A 17,205-nucleotide genomic window follows, 5' to 3' on the forward strand; every position below is an offset into this window, starting at 1 on the left:
CGTCAGTGACCGGTGAACCGTCCTCCGGAGATCGCGACCGACTCCCTCCCATCGACGCCGACGGGCACGTCACCCTCGATCGTCGTGCGGTACAGCACGCGGGTCGCGTCGAAGTGGTTCACGTCGCTGGGCGCCAGATGCGCGGTGGCCCGGTTGTCCCACACCGCGACGCTGCCTGGGCGCCACCGGAATCGCACCGTGTAGGCGGGATCCGTCACCTCGGCGAACAGCAGGTCCAGCAGCGCATCGCTCTGCCGCCGGCTGTACCCGATGATCCGCGACGTGAATCCCGGTGTGACGAAGAGGATCCGCTCCCCCGTCACCGGGTGGACCCGGACCACCGGGCGCTCGCTGATCAGCGGGACGTCGCCGACCTTGCGGCCGTACGAGCTGGTCGCAGTGAACACCGGCCGGCGGCCGCCGAAGCGGTGTTCGGCGCGCAGCCCGTCGACCAGCTCCTGCAGAGACTTCGGGAGCCCCGCGTACGCCGCCGCGAGGTTGGTCCAGCTGGTGTCGCCGCCCCGGGGCGGCACGACATCGGCGCGCAGGATCGTCACAGCCGGCGGGTTGACGAGCGCGGTGACATCGGTGTGCCACTCATTGGTGTAGCTCGCCGCCTTGACCCCGAACTTCCGCTCGTAGCTACGGTTGTCCACCTGCAGGATCTCAGGGAACTCGGTGGGTGCGTCGTCGTCGTACGGATGCGAGGCCGTGACCGGTCCGAAGATCCGCGAGAAGGCGATCTGATCCGCATGCCCGAGCCGCTGGTCCCGGAAGAAGAGCACCTTGTGCTCGTGCAGCGCAGCCACCAATGCGGCGCGCTCCGCGTCACCGATCGGAGCGCCCAGGTCGATTCCGTCGACCACCGCCCCGATGTTCCCGGCGACCCGATGCACGCTGAGGGTCTGCGAGTCCGTGTCATTCGCTACAACTGTCATCGTCGATAGTCCTGTCTGTCGATGGGGCTGAATAGATGGGGGCTCACGCCGAGCGGGCGTAGAACGGCTCACCGGACACTGAGCGCGACGGCCGGCCGTCGACCCCGACCGGGACGTCGCCCTCCACAGTGGTGCGATGCAGCACGCGCACCACGTCCAGGTGGCCGAGGTCCGACGGTGCCTGGTGTATCGTGGCGCGGTTGTCCCAGATGCCGATGCTGTTCGGTGTCCACCGGATGCGCACGGTGTAGGCGGGGTCGGTGATCTCCGCGAAGAGCAGGTCGAGCAGCGTGTCGCTCTGTGCGGGGCGCAGGCCCAGGATCCGGCTCGTGAAGCCGGGGTTGACGTACAGCAGCTTCTTGCCGGTGACCGGGTGCACCCGGACCACCGGATGCTCGCTGATGATCGGTGTCGCGCTGGTCACGGCGTCGGACTCCGAACCCCGCACCCACCGGGGCTCCCGGCCGCCGAACCGGTTCTCGGCATACAGCCCCTCCAGAAACCGCTGCAGGGACGACGGCAGGCCCTCGTATGCCGCCGCCAGGTCCGCCCACGTCGTGTCGCCGCCCACCTCGGGGACCAACTCAGCGCGCAGCACCGTGATCGCCGGCGGGTTCACCAGTGCGGTGACGTCCTGATGCCAGTGGTTGGCATAGCTGTACTGACGGGAGCCGGACCGCGACGCATAGGTCCGGGAGTCGACCTCGAGGACCTGCGGATATCCCGCCGGCGACTTGTCGGTGTACCCCAGCGGGTGCGCGTCGGTCACCGGCCCGAAGTAACCCGTGAACCGGATCTGAGCGGCGTGGTCGATCTCCTGGTCACGAAAGAAGAGCACCTTGTGCTCGTACAACGCGTCCGTGAGCAACCTGCGCGTGGCTCGATCGAGTTCGTAGCGGAGGTCGACGCCTGCGACCTCGGCCCCGAGGTACCCGGCTATAGGCTCGATGGTCACCGTCTCCGCCGGACGGTCAATGATCTCGGTCATCGTTGGTTCCAATCCTTTCCCACAATCGAGAACGGATGGGCCCGCGCCCATCTCGTGTCGCGAAGATGTCAGATACGACAGGTAGGGGCAACCATGCTTTTCACAATGTGGGCCGGCGTATCCCGATCCTCCCGAATATCCCGTCGATATGTTCACCCCGCGCCTAATGCTTCCTTTCCGGATCACCGATCGATAACGTCCACACGCGTATGTCCCGACGAACGTACGGAGGAGGACGCGATGTCGGCGTCGCCGAAGAACAGCCGGACCGGGGCACAGGCGGTGGAGCGGGCGATCGCGGTGATGTACGCGTTCCGGGACGAGCCGGGGATGCTGACGGTGTCGGAGGTCGCGGAGCGCGTCGGCCTCTCCGTCAGCACGTGCTACCGGATCATGCAGGCGCTGGTGCGCGGCAGGCTGCTGGTGGCCGAGGGCCACGGCGCGGGGTACCGACTCGGGGTGGGCATCAGTGAGCTGGCACGCAGCCGGCCGGAGCCCGATGTCGAGTCCGCGGCTCCCCACCTGCACGGTCTGGCGGCTGACATCGGCATCACCGCGAGTATCAGCGTCGCCGAGGAGCGGCAGGCCGTGACGCTGTACTCGGCCCGCCCGCCCATTCCCTGGTGCTCACATCAGACCCCTGACGAGCGGAGCGAGCTCGGCAGCACTGCCATGGGACGTGCGATCGTGATCTTCGGTGGGCACGGTGACCTCCGCGCCCATGCTCTGTCCGACGCCCACGATGCTCGCCGACGCGGGTTCACGGTGGGTGTTCGCAGCGGCGTCACCTCGGTCGCCGTACCAGTATTCGACATGGACGGGAGAGCGCGCGCATCGATCGGCATACAGGCGCGCAGCGCGCGCCTGACTACCGATCTGATATCCGATGTGCTCCCCCGGATGAGGTACACGGCGACGCAGCTCACCGCTGTTCTCTCCCCCGCGTGACACCTCTGACGCGCCCACCCTCGAGCGAATTCACCATGTGGATCGCCGAAATCGATGCGCACCTAATAGGTACTTTATCGACGCCGTTCTCCTACCGTTCCCCTCGGTGCAGCCACCGATGCTCAGCAATTCACCGAGATATCCAGAGGGACGAATCCATGCGACACACGCGAATAGCCGCCGTATTCACCCATGCATGCGCCGCCGCACTCGCGGCGACCGCACTCGCCGCCTGCGGCTCGAGCGATTCCGCAGTGTCGCACGGCGGCGTCACGACACTCCGGTACCAGGGCTGGACCGATCAGGTGACGAACGCCGAACTGGCCGACGCCCTGGGCTTCTTCGGCGGCAGGATCAAGCTCGACTGGATCGGCAACACCATCAGCGGCCCCCAGGACATCCAGGCGGCCGCAACCGGCCAGACCGACTTCGGCGGCGCGTTCGCCGGGGCGGTGGCGAAGCTCGCCAGTGCGGGCGCACCGATCACGGCGGTCGTCGACGACGGCGGGGCCGACGACCAGACGTTCGCCGGCTACTACGTCCTGGACAGCAGCAGCATCCACACGGCGGCCGACCTGGTGGGTAAGAAGGTCGGCGTCAACACCCTCGGCGGGCAGAACGAGGCCGACATCCACGACGCCCTGAAGAAGGCGGGTCTGACACTCGCGCAGATCAAGTCTGTGCAGCTGGTCCCACTGCCGCCGCCCAATACGGAGGACGCGCTCCGCAAAGGACAGATCGACGTCGCGGCGCTGCAGGGCGGCCAGTTCCAGCAGCGGGCACTCGCCGACGGCGGTATTCGGCCGGTGTTCACCGAGCTCGAGCAGTACGGCCCATTCAATGGCAGCGAGTACGTAGTCCGCAACGACCTGATCGCCGAGAACCCCGCCGCGGTGACCGCGTTCGCCACCGGCGTCGCGAAGGCCATCGAGTGGCAGCGCACCACACCCGTCGATCAGGTCATCGCCGAGTTCGCGAAGATCATCAACGCCCGGCACCGGCCCAACGAGGACACCTCGACGCTGAAGTACTGGCGGTCCGTAGGAATCCCGGCCAGGTACGGGGCGATCTCCGATATCGACTTCACTCGCTGGCAGAGCTGGCTGCAGGACACCGGCGCGATCAGCGGGCCGCTGCAGCCGTCGAAGTTCTACACCAACAGGTTCAACAGCCTCGCCGTCGGCGCGAACGGCGGGTGAGTGCCTGGCCCACGAACTCGATCGGCGCCGCTGGCACCGACGTACGGCGGGACGGCGAGCAGAACCGGGTCGAGATCGTCGGCTTCGAGGATGGACCCGAGCAGATGGCGCTGCGTCCCGGCTGCTCCCCGTCGCCGGGGCGGCGCTCCTGCCGCGCTCGATCGCCGCATTGCGACGCACGGCGCCCCACCTCGAGTGGGTGGCTTCCGGTGCTGACACGACGATCTCCGCCCCTCACGTCCGTCGGGCACGTCGTCGGCTCAGTCGAGCAGCAGCTTCTTCTGCACCTTGCCCATCGCATTGCGCGGCAGATCGACGACGAACCGGATCTCCCTGGGCCGCTTGTGTTTCGACAGCGTGCGGCCCACGAACTCGATCAGCGTCGACGAATCTACCCTGGCGCCATCGGATTCCACGACCACGAAGGCGACGACCCGCTGGCCCAGATCGTCGTCGGGCAGTCCCACCACAGCGGCCTCGCGCACGGCGTCGTGCGCGAGCAGCGCCGTCTCGATCTCGCCGGCGCCGACGCGGAACCCGCCCGTCTTGATCAGATCCGTCGACGCCCGGCCCACGATCCGGTGCATCCCACCCGCGTCGATCACGGCCACGTCGCCGGTCGTGAACCAGCCGTCGGCGCCCCACGCCTCCGCGGTCGCCTCGGGCCTTCGGAGATACCCCGACGCCACCATCGGCCCGCGCAACTGCAGCGACCCGATCGACTCGCCGTCGCGGCGCACCGCGGCGCCGTCGTCGCCCACCAGCCGGGTCTCGACACCGTCGAGAGGGAAGCCCACCCAGCCGGGCCGGCGTTCCCCGTCGGCGCGCGTCGAGACGGTGATCAGGGTCTCCGTCATGCCGTACCGCTCCACGATCTCGTGGCCCGTCAGCTCCCGGATCCGTTCGAACACCGGTACCGGCAGGGGCGCGCTGCCGGAGACCAGCAACCGCGCGCCGCGCAACGCCGCGGCCGCACCGGGATCGGCGGCGATGCGCGACCAGACCGTCGGCACTCCGAAGTACAGCGTCCCGCCCGCCGCGGCGTATGCGGCCGGCGTCGGCCTGCCCGTGTGCACCAGCGGGCTTCCGACGCGTACGGCGCCGAGGACGCCGAGCACCAGCCCGTGGACGTGGAACAGCGGCAGGCCGTGGACCAGGGTGTCGGCATCGGTCCAGCCCCACGCGTCGGCGAGCCCGTCGAGGCACGCGGCGATCGCGCGGTGCGTGACGGGCACGCCCTTGGGCGCACCGGTGGTGCCCGAGGTGTACATGATCATCGCGACGGCATCCGCGCCCGGCTCCGGGATGTGATGCCAGCCGCGGGCGTGCAGGCGCACCGGCACCGTCGGCAGGCCGGCCGCATCGGGCGACGCGCCGAGCCACGCCTGGGCGCCGGAGTCGCCGAGCAGGTGCGCGACCTCGCCGGTGCCGGAGTCGGGTGGGACGGGCACGATCGGCACCCCCGCACGCAGCGCCCCGACGATGGCGACGACGGTGGCCGCGCTCGGCGTCGCCCACACGGCGACGGGCCCGCGCACCCCCAGGCCGAGCAGCCGCTCCGCGACCGCCGTCGATGCGCCGAGCAGGTCACTGCGCCGCAGGGTCACGCCGTCGACGGTGACCGCGGGCCCGTCGTCGGCGGTAGGGACGGGCGCACTCAGCAGTGGGAACAGCACTCCCTGAGCCTAGGACACGCCCGCCGGCGTGCCGGCGGCGCCGGACAGAGGGTGGACTACGCCGCCTGCCGCGCCTGCCGCGCCGCGAGCACGGAGTCGAGGAACGCCACCGTCAGGCGCACCGCCTCGGTGCTCTCCGGGGTGAGGCCGGTAAGCACGGGGAAGGCGTGCACGCCACCGTCGAACAGGTGCAGGTCGCACTCGTTCCCGGCCGCGTCGAGGCGCTCGTGCAGCCGCTCCGAGTCGATTCGCAGCATCTCCCCCGACGCCGCGACCAGCACGCCCGGCGGGAACGCCTCCTCGGGTACGACGACCACGTCGTCGGCCCCCCGCGTGCCGGGGCCGAGGTCGAACCAGGTGCGCAGTGAGCGCAGCTTGCCGATGGTGAGGTAGGCGTCGTTGATCTCGGCCCGCGGGTCGTCGGCGGTCACGGTCGGCGTGAGCAGCGGGGAGTAGCCGAAGAACGCCGTCGGCGCGCGAACCGCGTCCAGGTACGCGAGCTCGATCACCTTGACCGACAGGTAGCCGCCGGCCGAGTCTCCCCCGACCACCACGTTGCGGTAGCGGCGCGAGTCGGACACCGCGCGGTATACCCGGTACGCATCCTCGACCGACGACCCGAGGCCGACCTCGGGCAGCTGCCGGTAGTCGACGTTGAGCACCACCACGCCGAGCGCTCGGGCGAGCACCGACGCGAGGCGGCGGTGCGTCGCTGGGCCGCCGGCGAGGAACGCTCCACCGTGGTAGTAGATCAGCGCGGTGTCGTCACGCAGCGCCTCGCCCGTAGGGGTCAGCCGCTCCACGTCGACGCCCGCGATCGTCTCGCGGGAGACCTCGACGCCCGCGGGCGCCCAGGGGATCGCGGCGGCGATGCGCTCGGCGAGCAGCAGCGGCGCGAACGACCACGATTGCACCGGGTACGCCGTGATCAACGGTTTGAGCAGTACCCGTGCCCCCATCTCGACGAGGGCGGCCTGCAGGCTGACCGAACGGTGAGCGATCACCGACATGTGCGCATTCTCCTTCTTGCGGGCCGTGAGACGGCCACGCCGAATTCCTATCGAAGTATGCATGCTGCACACCGCACCTCGGCGACGCCGGGGGTCGGGAGTGTCGAACGCGCCGACGGTGACCGGGGTCACCCCTGCGCTCGCGGCCCGCGTCACCTGCCCGCCGCCGCCCCGACGCGTCCCGGACACGCCGACCGCCGCGGGCCGCGTGACGGTGCACACAGCGCGCTACCACTGGAACCGCGCCAGCTCCTTCGTCACGACGTCGGCCGCGGCCCGCAGCTCGGTGGCCGGGTCCGCCCCGTGGCAGACCACCTGCGCGATCGCGGCCCGGAAGGCCGAATCGCATCGCGAGGTCCACATGAGCGGGGACTGCGGCCGCCCGACGGTGTTCAGGAGCGCCGCAGCGTCTGCGTACAGGCCGGTCCGCAGCTTCGCGGCCCTGGCGAGCAGCGACGTGCGGGCCGGCACGTGCATGCCGTACGCCTGCGACCAGTCGAGCTGGAGGTCGGTGCGCTCCACCCACAGCCACTGCACGAACCGGCGGGCGAGCCCCGGATCGACGCCGCTCGCGGCGACGGCCGCGCCGTAGGCACCGAACGGCGCCACCGGCCCACCGTGTCGGCCGATCGCGGGGAACGGGAAGACGCCCACGTCGTCGCCCAGCGCCGCCGCGATCGTCGGGAGGGCCCACATCCCCGTCCACTGGACGGCGGTGCGGCCGGCGATGAACGCCGCGGGGTCCGACCAGTCCGTGGGGGCGTCCAGCAGGAGATCGCCCGACAGGTACAGCGACCGCAGCGTGCTGAGGCCGTCGTACACCTCCGGCTCCACGAACGCCGGGCGGTAGTCCTCCGTGAGATAGTCGTGACCGGCCGCGAACACGACGGGCCCACCCACCACATCGACCCCACCCGTGTGGCCCAGGTACACACCGCGCACCGCGCCGCGGCTGAGCACCCGGGCGGCCGACACGAGCTCGTCGAGGGTCCGCGGGGCGGTCACCCCGGCCTGCGCGAACATCGACCGGCGGTACACGAACAACTGCAGGTCGGTGGTCTGCGGGATGCCGTATATCCGGCCCCGGTACGTCATGCGGTCCAGCAGCGCGGGCGTGAAGTCCGACCGGGCGTCGCCGATCACCCCCGTCAGGTCCGCCACCGCGCCGGAGACGATCATGTCGATGTTCGGCCCGTTACCGTACTCGAACACGTCCGGGCCGCCCACGGCGCCGAGAGCGTCCGCGGCGCGCGCGTCGTAGTCACCGTCGAGCACGTCGACGGTGACGGGGCTGCTGAACGTCCGCGCGTATCTGTGCAGCGCGGTTGCGGTGCCGGCCTCCCCGTAACGGTGGTACCAGGCGGTCACGGGCGCGGCGCGCCGCGACGCCCCCGTCCGACCGCATCCGGCGGCCGCGGCCACCGTCAGGCCCGACACCCCGGCGAGCAGCGCACGGCGGCTCAGCAGGGTGGAGATCGGGCTCCGCAGGGGCGAGCCCGGGCTCCGCCCGGGGTGGCGGCCTGTCACGTCACGCCCGCAGCCGGCTCAGTACAGGGCGGCCGCGAGGCCGCGGCGGGCGTCGAGGACCAGGGGATCCGCGGGGTCGAACAGGTCCAGCAGCTCGACGAGCCGGGTGCGCACGTCGGCCCGCTCGTCGCCCGCCGTGCTCTTGACCAGCGCGATCAGCCGCGCGAACGCGGCTGCCGGCCGCTGCGCCAGGACCTCGGCGTCGGCGGCGGCGAGCCCCAGCGCAACATCCCGTGGGGCGGCGTCGGCGCGCTCCACGGCATCGGGCTCGACGGTGGCGGTGCGCTCCAGGAAGGCCATCTGCCGAGCCGCGGCCGCGGCCTCCCGGTTGCCGGGCTCGGCGTGGACGATCGCCTCGTAGGCCGCGCGGGCGCCCGCGTAGTCGCCCTCGTCGGCGAGCGACTCGGCCGCCTCGACCCGCGGGTCGACCGGCTCCGGACCGGCGGCCTCGGGGGCGGGGCCGAGCGAGGGGCCGACCTGCTCGAGGATCTGGGCGAGCCAGTCCCGCACGACCGCCTCGGGCTGCACGCCGGCGAACGCGTCCACGGGGCGGCCACCTGCTACGGCCACGACCATCGGTATCGACTGCGCGCGGAACGCCTGCGCGATGCCCGGCGCGGCGTCCACGTCGACCTTGGCCAGGACCCAGTCGCCCGCGGCCTCGGCGGCGAGCTTCTCGAGCACCGGCGACAGCTGCTTGCACGGCTGGCACCACTCCGCCCACAGATCCACCACGACCAGCGTGTGCGCCGAGCGTTCGACGACCTCGGCGCCGAACGTCTCGTCCGTCACGTCGATCACGGTGACCGCGCCGCCCGGCCCGGCGTCGACACCAGGGCCCGGTGCGGGAGCGTCCGAGCGGGCGGCGGGGTCCGGGCCCGACGGTGCCGGCCGCCCCGCATCAGCCTTCGCTTTGAGCGCCGAGAGGTCGACGGCGCCGGCCATCGCGGCCACGGTACGCAGCGCGCGCTGCCGCTGCTCGGCATCCTGCCTCGATGCGCCCTTGCCGGCGCGCGGTGTAGTCACCACACCATGCTAAATCCGCGCTCGATTCGCGTGTACGCCGCACACGGATCCGCGGACGGAATCGCGTGTGCCTATTGCTGGGCGTACTCCCCGGACACCGGGTCGAAGTACCAGACGTACGGGCCGGGCTCGGGCACGCCCGCTGCAGCGAGCTCACGCCCACGGGGCCGATGCCAGCTGGTCAGCGGGACCTCACCGAGCACCTGGACGACGTCGGGCCGCTGGTCACCCCGGCCCGCGAACGCCTCGGTCACGGCTGCCGGGGTCAGCTCGGCCCCGGGGCGCAGCGTCACCGTGCCGACGACGGTGTCGCGCCCCGGCGCAGCGGGCGAGCGGAGCGACGGGGAGTCGAGCGGAGCGGGCGAGCGGAGCGACGGGGAGTCGGACGCAGCGGGCGAGCGGAGCGACGGGGAGTCGGACGCAGCGGGCGAGCGGAGCGACGGGGAGTCGAGCGGAGCGCCGGGGACGGAATAGACCACGGCGAGATCCACTTGTCCGAGCTGCTCGAGGACGTCGGCGATGGGGATCGAGTACACCGGGCCGCGGGGCGTGATCGCCACCGAGCGCAGGTCGTCGACCAGCCAGTAGTCACCGTCCTCGTCCTGCCGGAACAGGTGCCCCGTCGAGAACCACGCGTCGCCACGTTGGAAGACCCCGCGCAGGAGCGAGTCGGCGTGGGTGTAGTCGAGGTCGGCACGGCCGATCAATACGCCCACCTCGCCGACCGGAACCCGCTCGAGGAAGCCGTCCGCGGCCGGGGCGACCCGGCCGGTCGCGGCGTCTACGCGAACCAGCGCCACCGCCGCGCTGCCGGGCAGGCGGCGGCCCTTGGCGCCGGCCTTCGTGCCGCGCAGGTTGGCGAGCACCACGTCACCCTCGGTGGAGGCGTAGAACTCGACGACCTTGGCGGGGCTGAACCGCTCCTGGACGCGCCGCGACAGCTCGGCGGACATGCCCGACCCGAGGAACACGCGGATCGGGTGATAGGGCGGGATCGCCAGGTCCGGGTCGTCGAGGACCCGACGCATGAGATTCCAGGTGTAGCAGACAGCGGTGACGCCGTACCGCTGCACCTCGGCCATGAAGGTCTGCGGATCGAAGTCCCGTGTCAGCGCGATGCGCGCCCCACCTGCGACCGCACCGCCGACACTGGTGAGCAGGCCCGACGAGTGACTCAGCGGGGTCAGGCAGTACACCGTGTCGGCGGCGGTGAGCTGCGCCGCGGATGCGGTGCCGAAGGCCGACAGACCCCACCGGCTGTTGGTGACGCGCTTCGCGCGCAGCTTGCGGCCCGCACCGGAGAACAGGATGAACGCGAGGTCGCGGCCCAACCCGGCGTCCGGCCGATACCAGTCCGGCACTCTGACGGCGTCGGGGTCGACCTGCTCGAGGTCGACGATGTCGGCGCCCAGGTCCTGGCGGCTGGCGCCGGGCCGATCGCGACGGTCGCCGCCGCCGACCACGAAGACGCGGGCCGCCACGGCACGGGCGTCGGCGAGGTGCTCGGGGTCGGTGACCACCGACGAGGCCTCGCCCAGCCGGAGCGCCGGGGCCACCTCCGTGCCCGGCGTGAGAAGTACGGCGACCGCGCCCATGCGGGACAGCGCAGCGATCGTGACCAGCGCACTGGGGCGGGTGTGCATCAGCACGCCGACGTGTTCGCCCTGCCGGACGCCCACCTGGATGAGCCCGGAGACCACCCGGTCGATGCGCTCGTTGACCGCCCGGCGGGTGTGCACGCGGTCCTCGTAGAGGAAGCACTCGCCGTCGGGGTCGCGGGCGGCCTGCTCGGCCAGCAGCTTGCCGAGCGAGATCTGGGTGTGTGCCTGCAGCTGGCCCAGGCGGGCGAGCCGCGGCAGTCCGCGGGCGGCCTCGCGAGCGATGGCCTGGGCACCCGCGCCGAGGTCGGTGGCGGCGTCGATCACATCGCGTGCGGCGATGAAGCCCACGGTCGCGAGCCCGGCCGCGCCCGCGACGAGCGGGTTGACCGGCGGATTGTCGGAGGCCTCATGGGGCGCCATGACGGCGATCCCCTCGGGCTCGTCGCCGCGCCCCTCCTGCCAGTCGACCCACGCCGCCGTCGTGGGCCACGACACGGTGCCTGCCGCGGTGCCGACCACCAGCCCGAAGTGGCCCGCCGACAGCTGTGCCTCGTACACCCGGGCCCGCGGCGCGGCGGAGAGGATGCCGCGCACGGCGCTGGGCTGGCCGATCTGGTCGTTGGATCCCACGAACGCGAGGATCGGGCAGGTGATCTCGGCCAGCGTCACGAGCTCGCCGTTGATCGCGAAGCCTCCCGTGAGCATCCGGTTGTGCACCACGAACTGCTTGAGCAGGTCGGCGACCGCCGGCCCGGAGTACGCGACGAAACCGTCGGACTCGAGGAACCTGCGCTGATCCTCTCGCGGTAGCAGCGCAGCGCGGTCGTGCAGTTGCATCACGAAGTCGATCCGCGACTTGACGGTCTTGACCGGGTCGAGCAACTCGAAACCGCGCCGTACCATCCAGCTCGGCAGATACAGCCGGTTGAAGACGTGGTCGGCCAGCAGATCGGCGCCCTTGGAGACCAACGCGGGCGGCGCGCCCAGTGGCATCCCCGACGAGATGTCGACCGGGCTGCCGAAGGTGACGATGCTGGCGACCGAGCGCGAGCGGCGGTACGCCGCCACCTGGTACGAGAACATGCCGCCCTGCGAGTAGCCGGCGAGGTGCACCGAGCGGCCGCCGCGGTGCTCGCTGATCTGGTCGATGGCCCGCGACACGGCCACGACGTGGTCGGCCAGGTTGCGCTCGAGCCCGCCCTCCTCCCTGTCCGGCGAGCCGAAGTCGATCACCCACGGGTCGATCCCCGCCCGCCGCAGCACCCGCACGGCGCCGCGGTCGGTGACGTCGAAGATGTTGGCGTCCACCATGAGCGGCGGCACCAGCAGAACCACCGGGCGGGTGTCCGTCTGCGCCGCATCGACGTGGGCGTCTTCCGGAAAGTAGTGGCGCAGACGGTACATCGGCGAGCGCTCGACCACGTCGAACGGGGACGGCTGGGCGCCGGTCTCCAGCCCGCCGAGCCGGAGTACCTCTATACCGTTGCGGGCCGTGTCGGCGAGCCGCCCCACCGACGCCGCCACCGTCCGTGCCCCCGGCACCGCTCCAAGGATGTCCACCATGCCGACTCCTCCCGGGCCCGGGGCCCGTCACCGTCAGGCGGTTCGCCGCCTGACGGTCAAGGTACCGTCAGCGGACCGACGCCGGTTCCCGACCCGGCGAACGCGGGGCTCCGACGGGATCCAGGCGCCCGGTGCGGGCCGCCCACACCTCGAAGACCACCGAGCAGAACGGCAGGACCGTGGCCGCGAGCGCAAGCCCGACGGTGACCAGGTTCCACCGCTGCAGGCGCGCAACCGCCAGGGTGAGCACCACGAGGACGATGAAGACGATGCCGTGGGTCATGCCCGGCGCCTGCACCGCGGACGCGTGGCCCTCGACCCACTTGAAGTACATGCCGATCAGCAGCGCGACCCAGGTGAGGGCCTCGACGACCGCCACGATCTTGAACGCGGTGACGACCTTCGCCGTCGTGCCGAGGCTCATCGCTTGGGCACCGTGACGACGAGGGCGGAACCCTGTCCACCCGCACCGCACAGCGCCGCCGCGCCGACACCTCCGCCACGGCGCTGCAGCTCGAGCGCGAGGTGAAGCGTGATCCGGGCGCCGGAAACGCCGATCGGGTGACCGACCGCGATCGCGCCACCGTTGACGTTGACGATGTCGTCGGACACCCCCAGGTCGGCCATCGAGGCGAGGCCGACGGCGGCGAACGCCTCGTTGATCTCGATCAGGTCGAGGTCGGCGACGTCGATTCCCTGCTTCGCGCACGCGGCCTTGATCGCCGCGGACGGCTGGTGCTGCAGCGACGAGTCGGGTCCCGCCACGTTGCCGTGCGCGCCGATCTCGGCGATGTACTCCAGCCCGAGCTCCTGCGCCTTGCTCCTCCGCATGACCACCACCGCGGCAGCGCCGTCGGAGATCTGCGACGCGTTGCCAGCCGTGATGGTGCCGTCCTTCGTGAACGCCGGCCGCAGCCGCGCCAGCGAGTCGACGGTGGTATCGCCGCGCACGCCCTCGTCCTCGGCGAACTCGATCGGATCGCCCTTGCGCTGAGGGATGCTCACAGGCACGACCTCGTCGGCGAACAGGCCGTCCTTCCACGCGCGCGCGGCGCGCTCATGCGACTTCGCCGCGACCTCGTCCTGCTGCGCCCGGGTGAACGCGTGCTCGCCCGTGTTGCGCTCCTCCGTGAGTCCGCCCATCGGCTGGTCGGTGAACACGTCGTGCAGACCGTCGTAGGCGGTGTGGTCGATCAGCTCGGTGGGCCCGTACTTGAAGCCCTCGCGGCTGCCCTTGAGCAGGTGCGGGGCCTGGGTCATGGACTCCTGACCGCCGGCCACCACCACGTCGAACTCCCCGGCGCGGATCAGCTGGTCCGCGAGCGCGATGGCGTCGATCCCCGAGAGGCACATCTTGTTGATCGACAGGGTCGGCACGTCCCAGCCGATGCCGGCCCCGACGGCCGTCTGCCGCGCGGGCATCTGACCGGCGCCGGCGGTCAGGACCTGACCCATGATCACGTACTGGACGTGCTTCGGGTCCACGCCGCCCTTCTCCAACGCGCCCCGGACGGCGATCGAACCGAGGTCGGTGGCCGCGAACCCCTTCAACGAGCCGAGCAGCTTGCCGAACGGGGTCCGGGCACCGGAGACGATGACGGACGGGTCGGGATCCGACGAAGCGGGATTCGATGGAGCGGGATTCGACACGGGATCCTCCTGGTGCTGGACTTACCCCCCGAGGCTACATTCGCAGGATGAGCACGCACGAACCGCACTCGGAGGGCCGTCCCGCTCCCACCCCGGCGCACCCCGTGCCCGGGGAACTGGTCCTCGGCGTGGACCACGTCGGCATCGCCGTCGCCGACCTCGACGCCGCCATCGCGTTCTACGCGGAGACGTTCGGGATGGTGTGCACGCACGAGGAGGTCAACGAGGCGCAGGGGGTACGCGAGGCGATGCTGTCGCCCGCGAGCCTCGCCGGGACGCCCGACGGGGCCGGGTCCTCGGCCGGCTTCGCGGCCCAGATCCAGCTGCTCGCGCCACTGAGCTCGGAGTCGACGATCGCGAAGTTCCTCGACCGCAACGGGCCGGGGATGCAGCAACTGGCGTACCGGGTCACGGACGTCGTCGCCGTGGCCGAGCACCTGCGCTCCCGCGGAGTCCGGCTGCTGTACGACGCGCCGCGCGGCGGCACCGCCGGATCGCTGATCAACTTCGTCCACCCGAAGGACGCCGGCGGGATCCTGGTGGAGCTGGTGCAGCCCGCGCAGTAGCGGGTGGCGCCACGACGGTGGCGGCTGCGATGAGTAGCGGGTAACGATTCTGTAGCCCCACCGCGCGTGGGACCGGACCTGTCCCAGGTTGCAAGTACCATCGTGACCATGGCGAACTCGGATTCCTCGGCCTCGACCCCGGCACCGTTCGCGGTGGCCCTGCGGGGATACGACCGCGACCAGGTGAACCAGACCTTCCACCGGTACCAGAGCGATCTCCGCCTGATGAGCGCCGACCGGGACGCAGCCGCGGCCCACGCGCGGGAGCTCACCGAGCTCCTGGACGACGCCCAGGACGAGATCGACAACCTCCGGCGCGAGGTCGACCGGCTGTCGGTTCCGCCCACCACGGCCGAGGGCATGAGCGATCGCATCGCCCGGATGATGCGCCTCGCATCCGACGAGGCGTCCGAGATCCGCGCGCAGGCCGAGTCGGAGGCGGCGGAGACGCGGTCGTTGGCACAGCAGGAGGCCGACACCGTCCGCCGCGAGGCGGAGGCGCTCCGGGCAGACATGGTGTCTCGCCGCGCCCAGATGGAGGAGGAGCACACGACCACCCTCCAGGCCGCAAAGGACGAGGCACGCCGCATCGTCGACGAGGCCAAGGCCCATGCCGAGCACCACGACCGCACCGCGCAGAACAACCGCGAGCGTGTGCAGACCGATTTCGATCTGGCGATGTCGCTGCGTCGCGATCGCGCGATCAGCACGATCACCGAGCTCGAGGACGCGTCCAAGCGGGAGGCCCGGGAGCGGATCGATGCCGCGAACGAGCGCGCGGAACACGTCGTCTCCGCCGCGAACGCGACGGCCGAGACCGTGGTCGAGGACGCGAACACCGCCGCCGCCGCGCAACTCGCCGAAGCCCGGCGAGTCACCGAGGACCTGCAGCAGATCCGAACGTCCATCCTGCAGCAGCTCGAAGCCGTGCGGGAACAGCTCGAGCGTGTCCCCGGCCAGCTCGCGCCGGGCGTCGCGGAGGACGAGCGTCTCGCGCAGGCGCTGAATCCCGCGTCGGTCCGCACGGCCCCCGCGCCGCGCGTCCCGCACGTCGAGAACCCCGAGCAGACCGCGTCGCAGCGTGCCCGGACCGCTCTCACGACCGCCGACTTCGAGCCCGCGTCCGCTCAGCCCGATCGGCGGGCGCCCGACGGTGCCGGCAGCACAGCGGCTGCGGCACGTGGCACCCGGACGGCCGCGCGCCCGGCGCCCGTCACACCCCCGGCGGCCGATGACACTACCCACCGGCACGAGGCACGCAGCCTCGACGACGAGTCCCCCGCCACCACGCCGATGCGGATCACCAACTCCGCCGACTGACCGCGCAAGTCACAGGCCGCGGCGGCTCGCCTCGCGCCGCCAGCAGCCGGTGTGCCAATGCCGCCGCTCAGACACCCCGCCCGCGGCTGCCGAGGGCCAGACGACGACGTGGGCCATGCCCACCTCGATCACCTGGTGGCAGGCCGGGCAGCGGTACAGCTTGAGCGCGGACGAGCCCGGCACCGTCCGCACCTGGAAGGCGTCGTCACCGTCGCCGGCGCGGGATCCGAATCCGCCCGCTCCGAGCGGCCGGGCGCCCGGTCCGCTCCGTCTGCGGGGCGCTCCCGCCCGCGACTTCCGTCCCATGACCGATCAGAACAGCTTGTAGTCGGTGTTCTCGGTGCCGCGCAGCGCGTCGTAGTCGACGGCGACACACCGGATGCCGCGGTCCTCCGCGAGCGTCCGTGCCTGCGGCTTCACCTGCTGCGCGGCAAGGATCCCGGCGACGGGGGCGAGCAGTGGGTCCCGGTTCAGCAGCTCCAGGTAGCGCGTCAGCTGCTCGACGCCGTCGATCTCGGCGCGGCGCTTGACCTCGACGGCGACGGTGCCGCCGTCCCCGTCCCGCAGGAGCAGGTCGACCGGCCCGATCGCAGTCATGTACTCGCGGCGGACCAGCGTGAAGCCGGCGCCGAATGTCTCGGTGTGTTCGGCCAGGAGTTCCTGAAGGTGCGCCTCAACGCCGTCCTTCACGAGGCCGGGATCGACACCCAGGTCGTGATCACTGTCGTGCTCGATGGTGCCGATCAGGATCCGCAGTTGCTCGTCTGCCTTGTTCCGGACGATCCACAGCTGGTGGTCGTCGGGAATCTGCTCGGCCTCCGCCGGTACCGTCTCGAGCCAGCAGGGCGGACTCATCCAGTTGAGCGGCTTGTAGGCGCGGTCGTCGGCATGGATGCTCACCGAACCGTCGGCCTTCACCAGGATGAGCCGGCGGGCCATGGGCAGATGGGCTGTCAATCGGCCTACATAGTCGACCTGGCAGTCGGCAATCACTACACGCACGGTGCCCAACCTACCTTCCCAGCGCTGTTCGGTGCCGCTGAGGCGCCGGGCACGCCGGGCGCACAAATGCCGATGGCCCCAGGAGAACTCGTCTCCTGGGGCCATCGGGTATTCACATATAGTTCGGCGGTGTCCTACTCTCCCACACCCTCACGAGTGCAGTACCATCGGCGCTGGAGGGCTTAGCTTCC

The 17,205-nt window shown here is 71.3% G+C and carries 15 protein-coding genes; 4 read left to right on the plus strand and 11 right to left on the minus strand.

What is annotated here, in order from left to right; all coding sequences use genetic code 11:
• Positions 1–2: 2 nt before the first annotated feature.
• Positions 3–938 carry a TauD/TfdA dioxygenase family protein gene (locus ABD908_RS05615; protein WP_344992099.1) on the minus strand — a complete coding sequence of 312 codons (936 nt, stop codon included), beginning with the start codon at positions 936–938 and terminating at the stop codon, positions 3–5.
• Positions 939–981: 43 nt separating this feature from the next.
• Positions 982–1,926 (minus strand): TauD/TfdA dioxygenase family protein, encoded by a 945-nt coding sequence (locus tag ABD908_RS05620; RefSeq protein ID WP_344992102.1) that lies wholly within the window; start codon positions 1,924–1,926, stop codon positions 982–984.
• A 240-nt stretch (positions 1,927–2,166) separates the two neighbouring features.
• Here ABD908_RS05620 and ABD908_RS05625 point away from each other — a divergent pair, with 240 nt between their 5' ends.
• On the plus strand, positions 2,167–2,874 hold the full coding sequence (locus tag ABD908_RS05625; RefSeq protein ID WP_344992105.1) for an IclR family transcriptional regulator: 708 nt from the start codon (positions 2,167–2,169) through the stop codon (positions 2,872–2,874).
• 158 nt (positions 2,875–3,032) lie between these two features.
• Positions 3,033–4,073: an ABC transporter substrate-binding protein gene (locus tag ABD908_RS05630; protein ID WP_344992108.1), complete on the plus strand. Its 1,041-nt coding sequence runs from the start codon at positions 3,033–3,035 to the stop codon at positions 4,071–4,073.
• A gap of 260 nt (positions 4,074–4,333) precedes the next feature.
• Here ABD908_RS05630 and ABD908_RS05635 read toward each other — a convergent pair whose 3' ends face one another.
• The 7 genes from ABD908_RS05635 to ABD908_RS05665 form a co-directional block, all read right to left on the minus strand.
• On the minus strand, positions 4,334–5,749 hold the full coding sequence (locus ABD908_RS05635; RefSeq protein WP_344992110.1) for an acyl-CoA synthetase: 1,416 nt from the start codon (positions 5,747–5,749) through the stop codon (positions 4,334–4,336).
• Positions 5,750–5,805: 56 nt separating this feature from the next.
• A complete protein-coding gene (locus ABD908_RS05640) occupies positions 5,806–6,759 on the minus strand; it encodes an alpha/beta hydrolase (protein ID WP_344992112.1) in 954 nt (317 codons plus the stop codon).
• Between the two features lie 228 nt (positions 6,760–6,987).
• Complete coding sequence (locus ABD908_RS05645) at positions 6,988–8,286, minus strand: ABC transporter substrate-binding protein (RefSeq protein ID WP_344992114.1); 1,299 nt, start codon at positions 8,284–8,286, stop codon at positions 6,988–6,990.
• An 18-nt stretch (positions 8,287–8,304) separates the two neighbouring features.
• On the minus strand, positions 8,305–9,231 hold the full coding sequence (locus tag ABD908_RS05650; protein ID WP_344992150.1) for a tetratricopeptide repeat protein: 927 nt from the start codon (positions 9,229–9,231) through the stop codon (positions 8,305–8,307).
• Positions 9,232–9,383: 152 nt separating this feature from the next.
• The gene (locus ABD908_RS05655) at positions 9,384–12,476 is read right to left on the minus strand and encodes an AMP-binding protein (RefSeq protein WP_344992117.1); all 3,093 of its coding nucleotides are present in this window, start codon (positions 12,474–12,476) and stop codon (positions 9,384–9,386) included.
• 67 nt (positions 12,477–12,543) lie between these two features.
• Entirely contained in the window at positions 12,544–12,900 is a 357-nt protein-coding gene (locus ABD908_RS05660; RefSeq protein WP_344992120.1) for a DUF3817 domain-containing protein, read from the minus strand.
• Positions 12,897–14,126, minus strand: coding sequence for an acetyl-CoA C-acetyltransferase (locus ABD908_RS05665; RefSeq protein ID WP_344992123.1), 1,230 nt, complete (start codon positions 14,124–14,126; stop codon positions 12,897–12,899). The genes ABD908_RS05660 and ABD908_RS05665 overlap by 4 nt, the downstream gene beginning before the upstream one ends.
• A 47-nt stretch (positions 14,127–14,173) precedes the next feature.
• Here ABD908_RS05665 and mce point away from each other — a divergent pair, with 47 nt between their 5' ends.
• Both mce and ABD908_RS05675 read left to right on the plus strand, forming a co-directional pair.
• Complete coding sequence (gene mce, locus ABD908_RS05670) at positions 14,174–14,692, plus strand: methylmalonyl-CoA epimerase (RefSeq protein ID WP_344992126.1); 519 nt, start codon at positions 14,174–14,176, stop codon at positions 14,690–14,692.
• A 108-nt stretch (positions 14,693–14,800) separates the two neighbouring features.
• Positions 14,801–16,012, plus strand: a complete 1,212-nt coding sequence (locus ABD908_RS05675) for a coiled-coil domain-containing protein (protein WP_344992129.1) — start codon at positions 14,801–14,803, stop codon at positions 16,010–16,012.
• A gap of 9 nt (positions 16,013–16,021) precedes the next feature.
• On the opposite strand, the gene ABD908_RS05680 is transcribed toward ABD908_RS05675, so the two are convergent.
• Both ABD908_RS05680 and nucS read right to left on the minus strand, forming a co-directional pair.
• Positions 16,022–16,318, minus strand: coding sequence for a hypothetical protein (locus tag ABD908_RS05680; RefSeq protein ID WP_344992132.1), 297 nt, complete (start codon positions 16,316–16,318; stop codon positions 16,022–16,024).
• Between the two features lie 6 nt (positions 16,319–16,324).
• Positions 16,325–17,014, minus strand: a complete 690-nt coding sequence (nucS, locus tag ABD908_RS05685; protein WP_344992135.1) for an endonuclease NucS — start codon at positions 17,012–17,014, stop codon at positions 16,325–16,327.
• Between the last annotated feature and the right edge of the window lie 191 nt (positions 17,015–17,205).

Origin of the sequence: Tsukamurella soli, assembly GCF_039541155.1 — a bacterium.
GTDB lineage: Bacteria > Actinomycetota > Actinomycetes > Mycobacteriales > Mycobacteriaceae > Tsukamurella > Tsukamurella soli.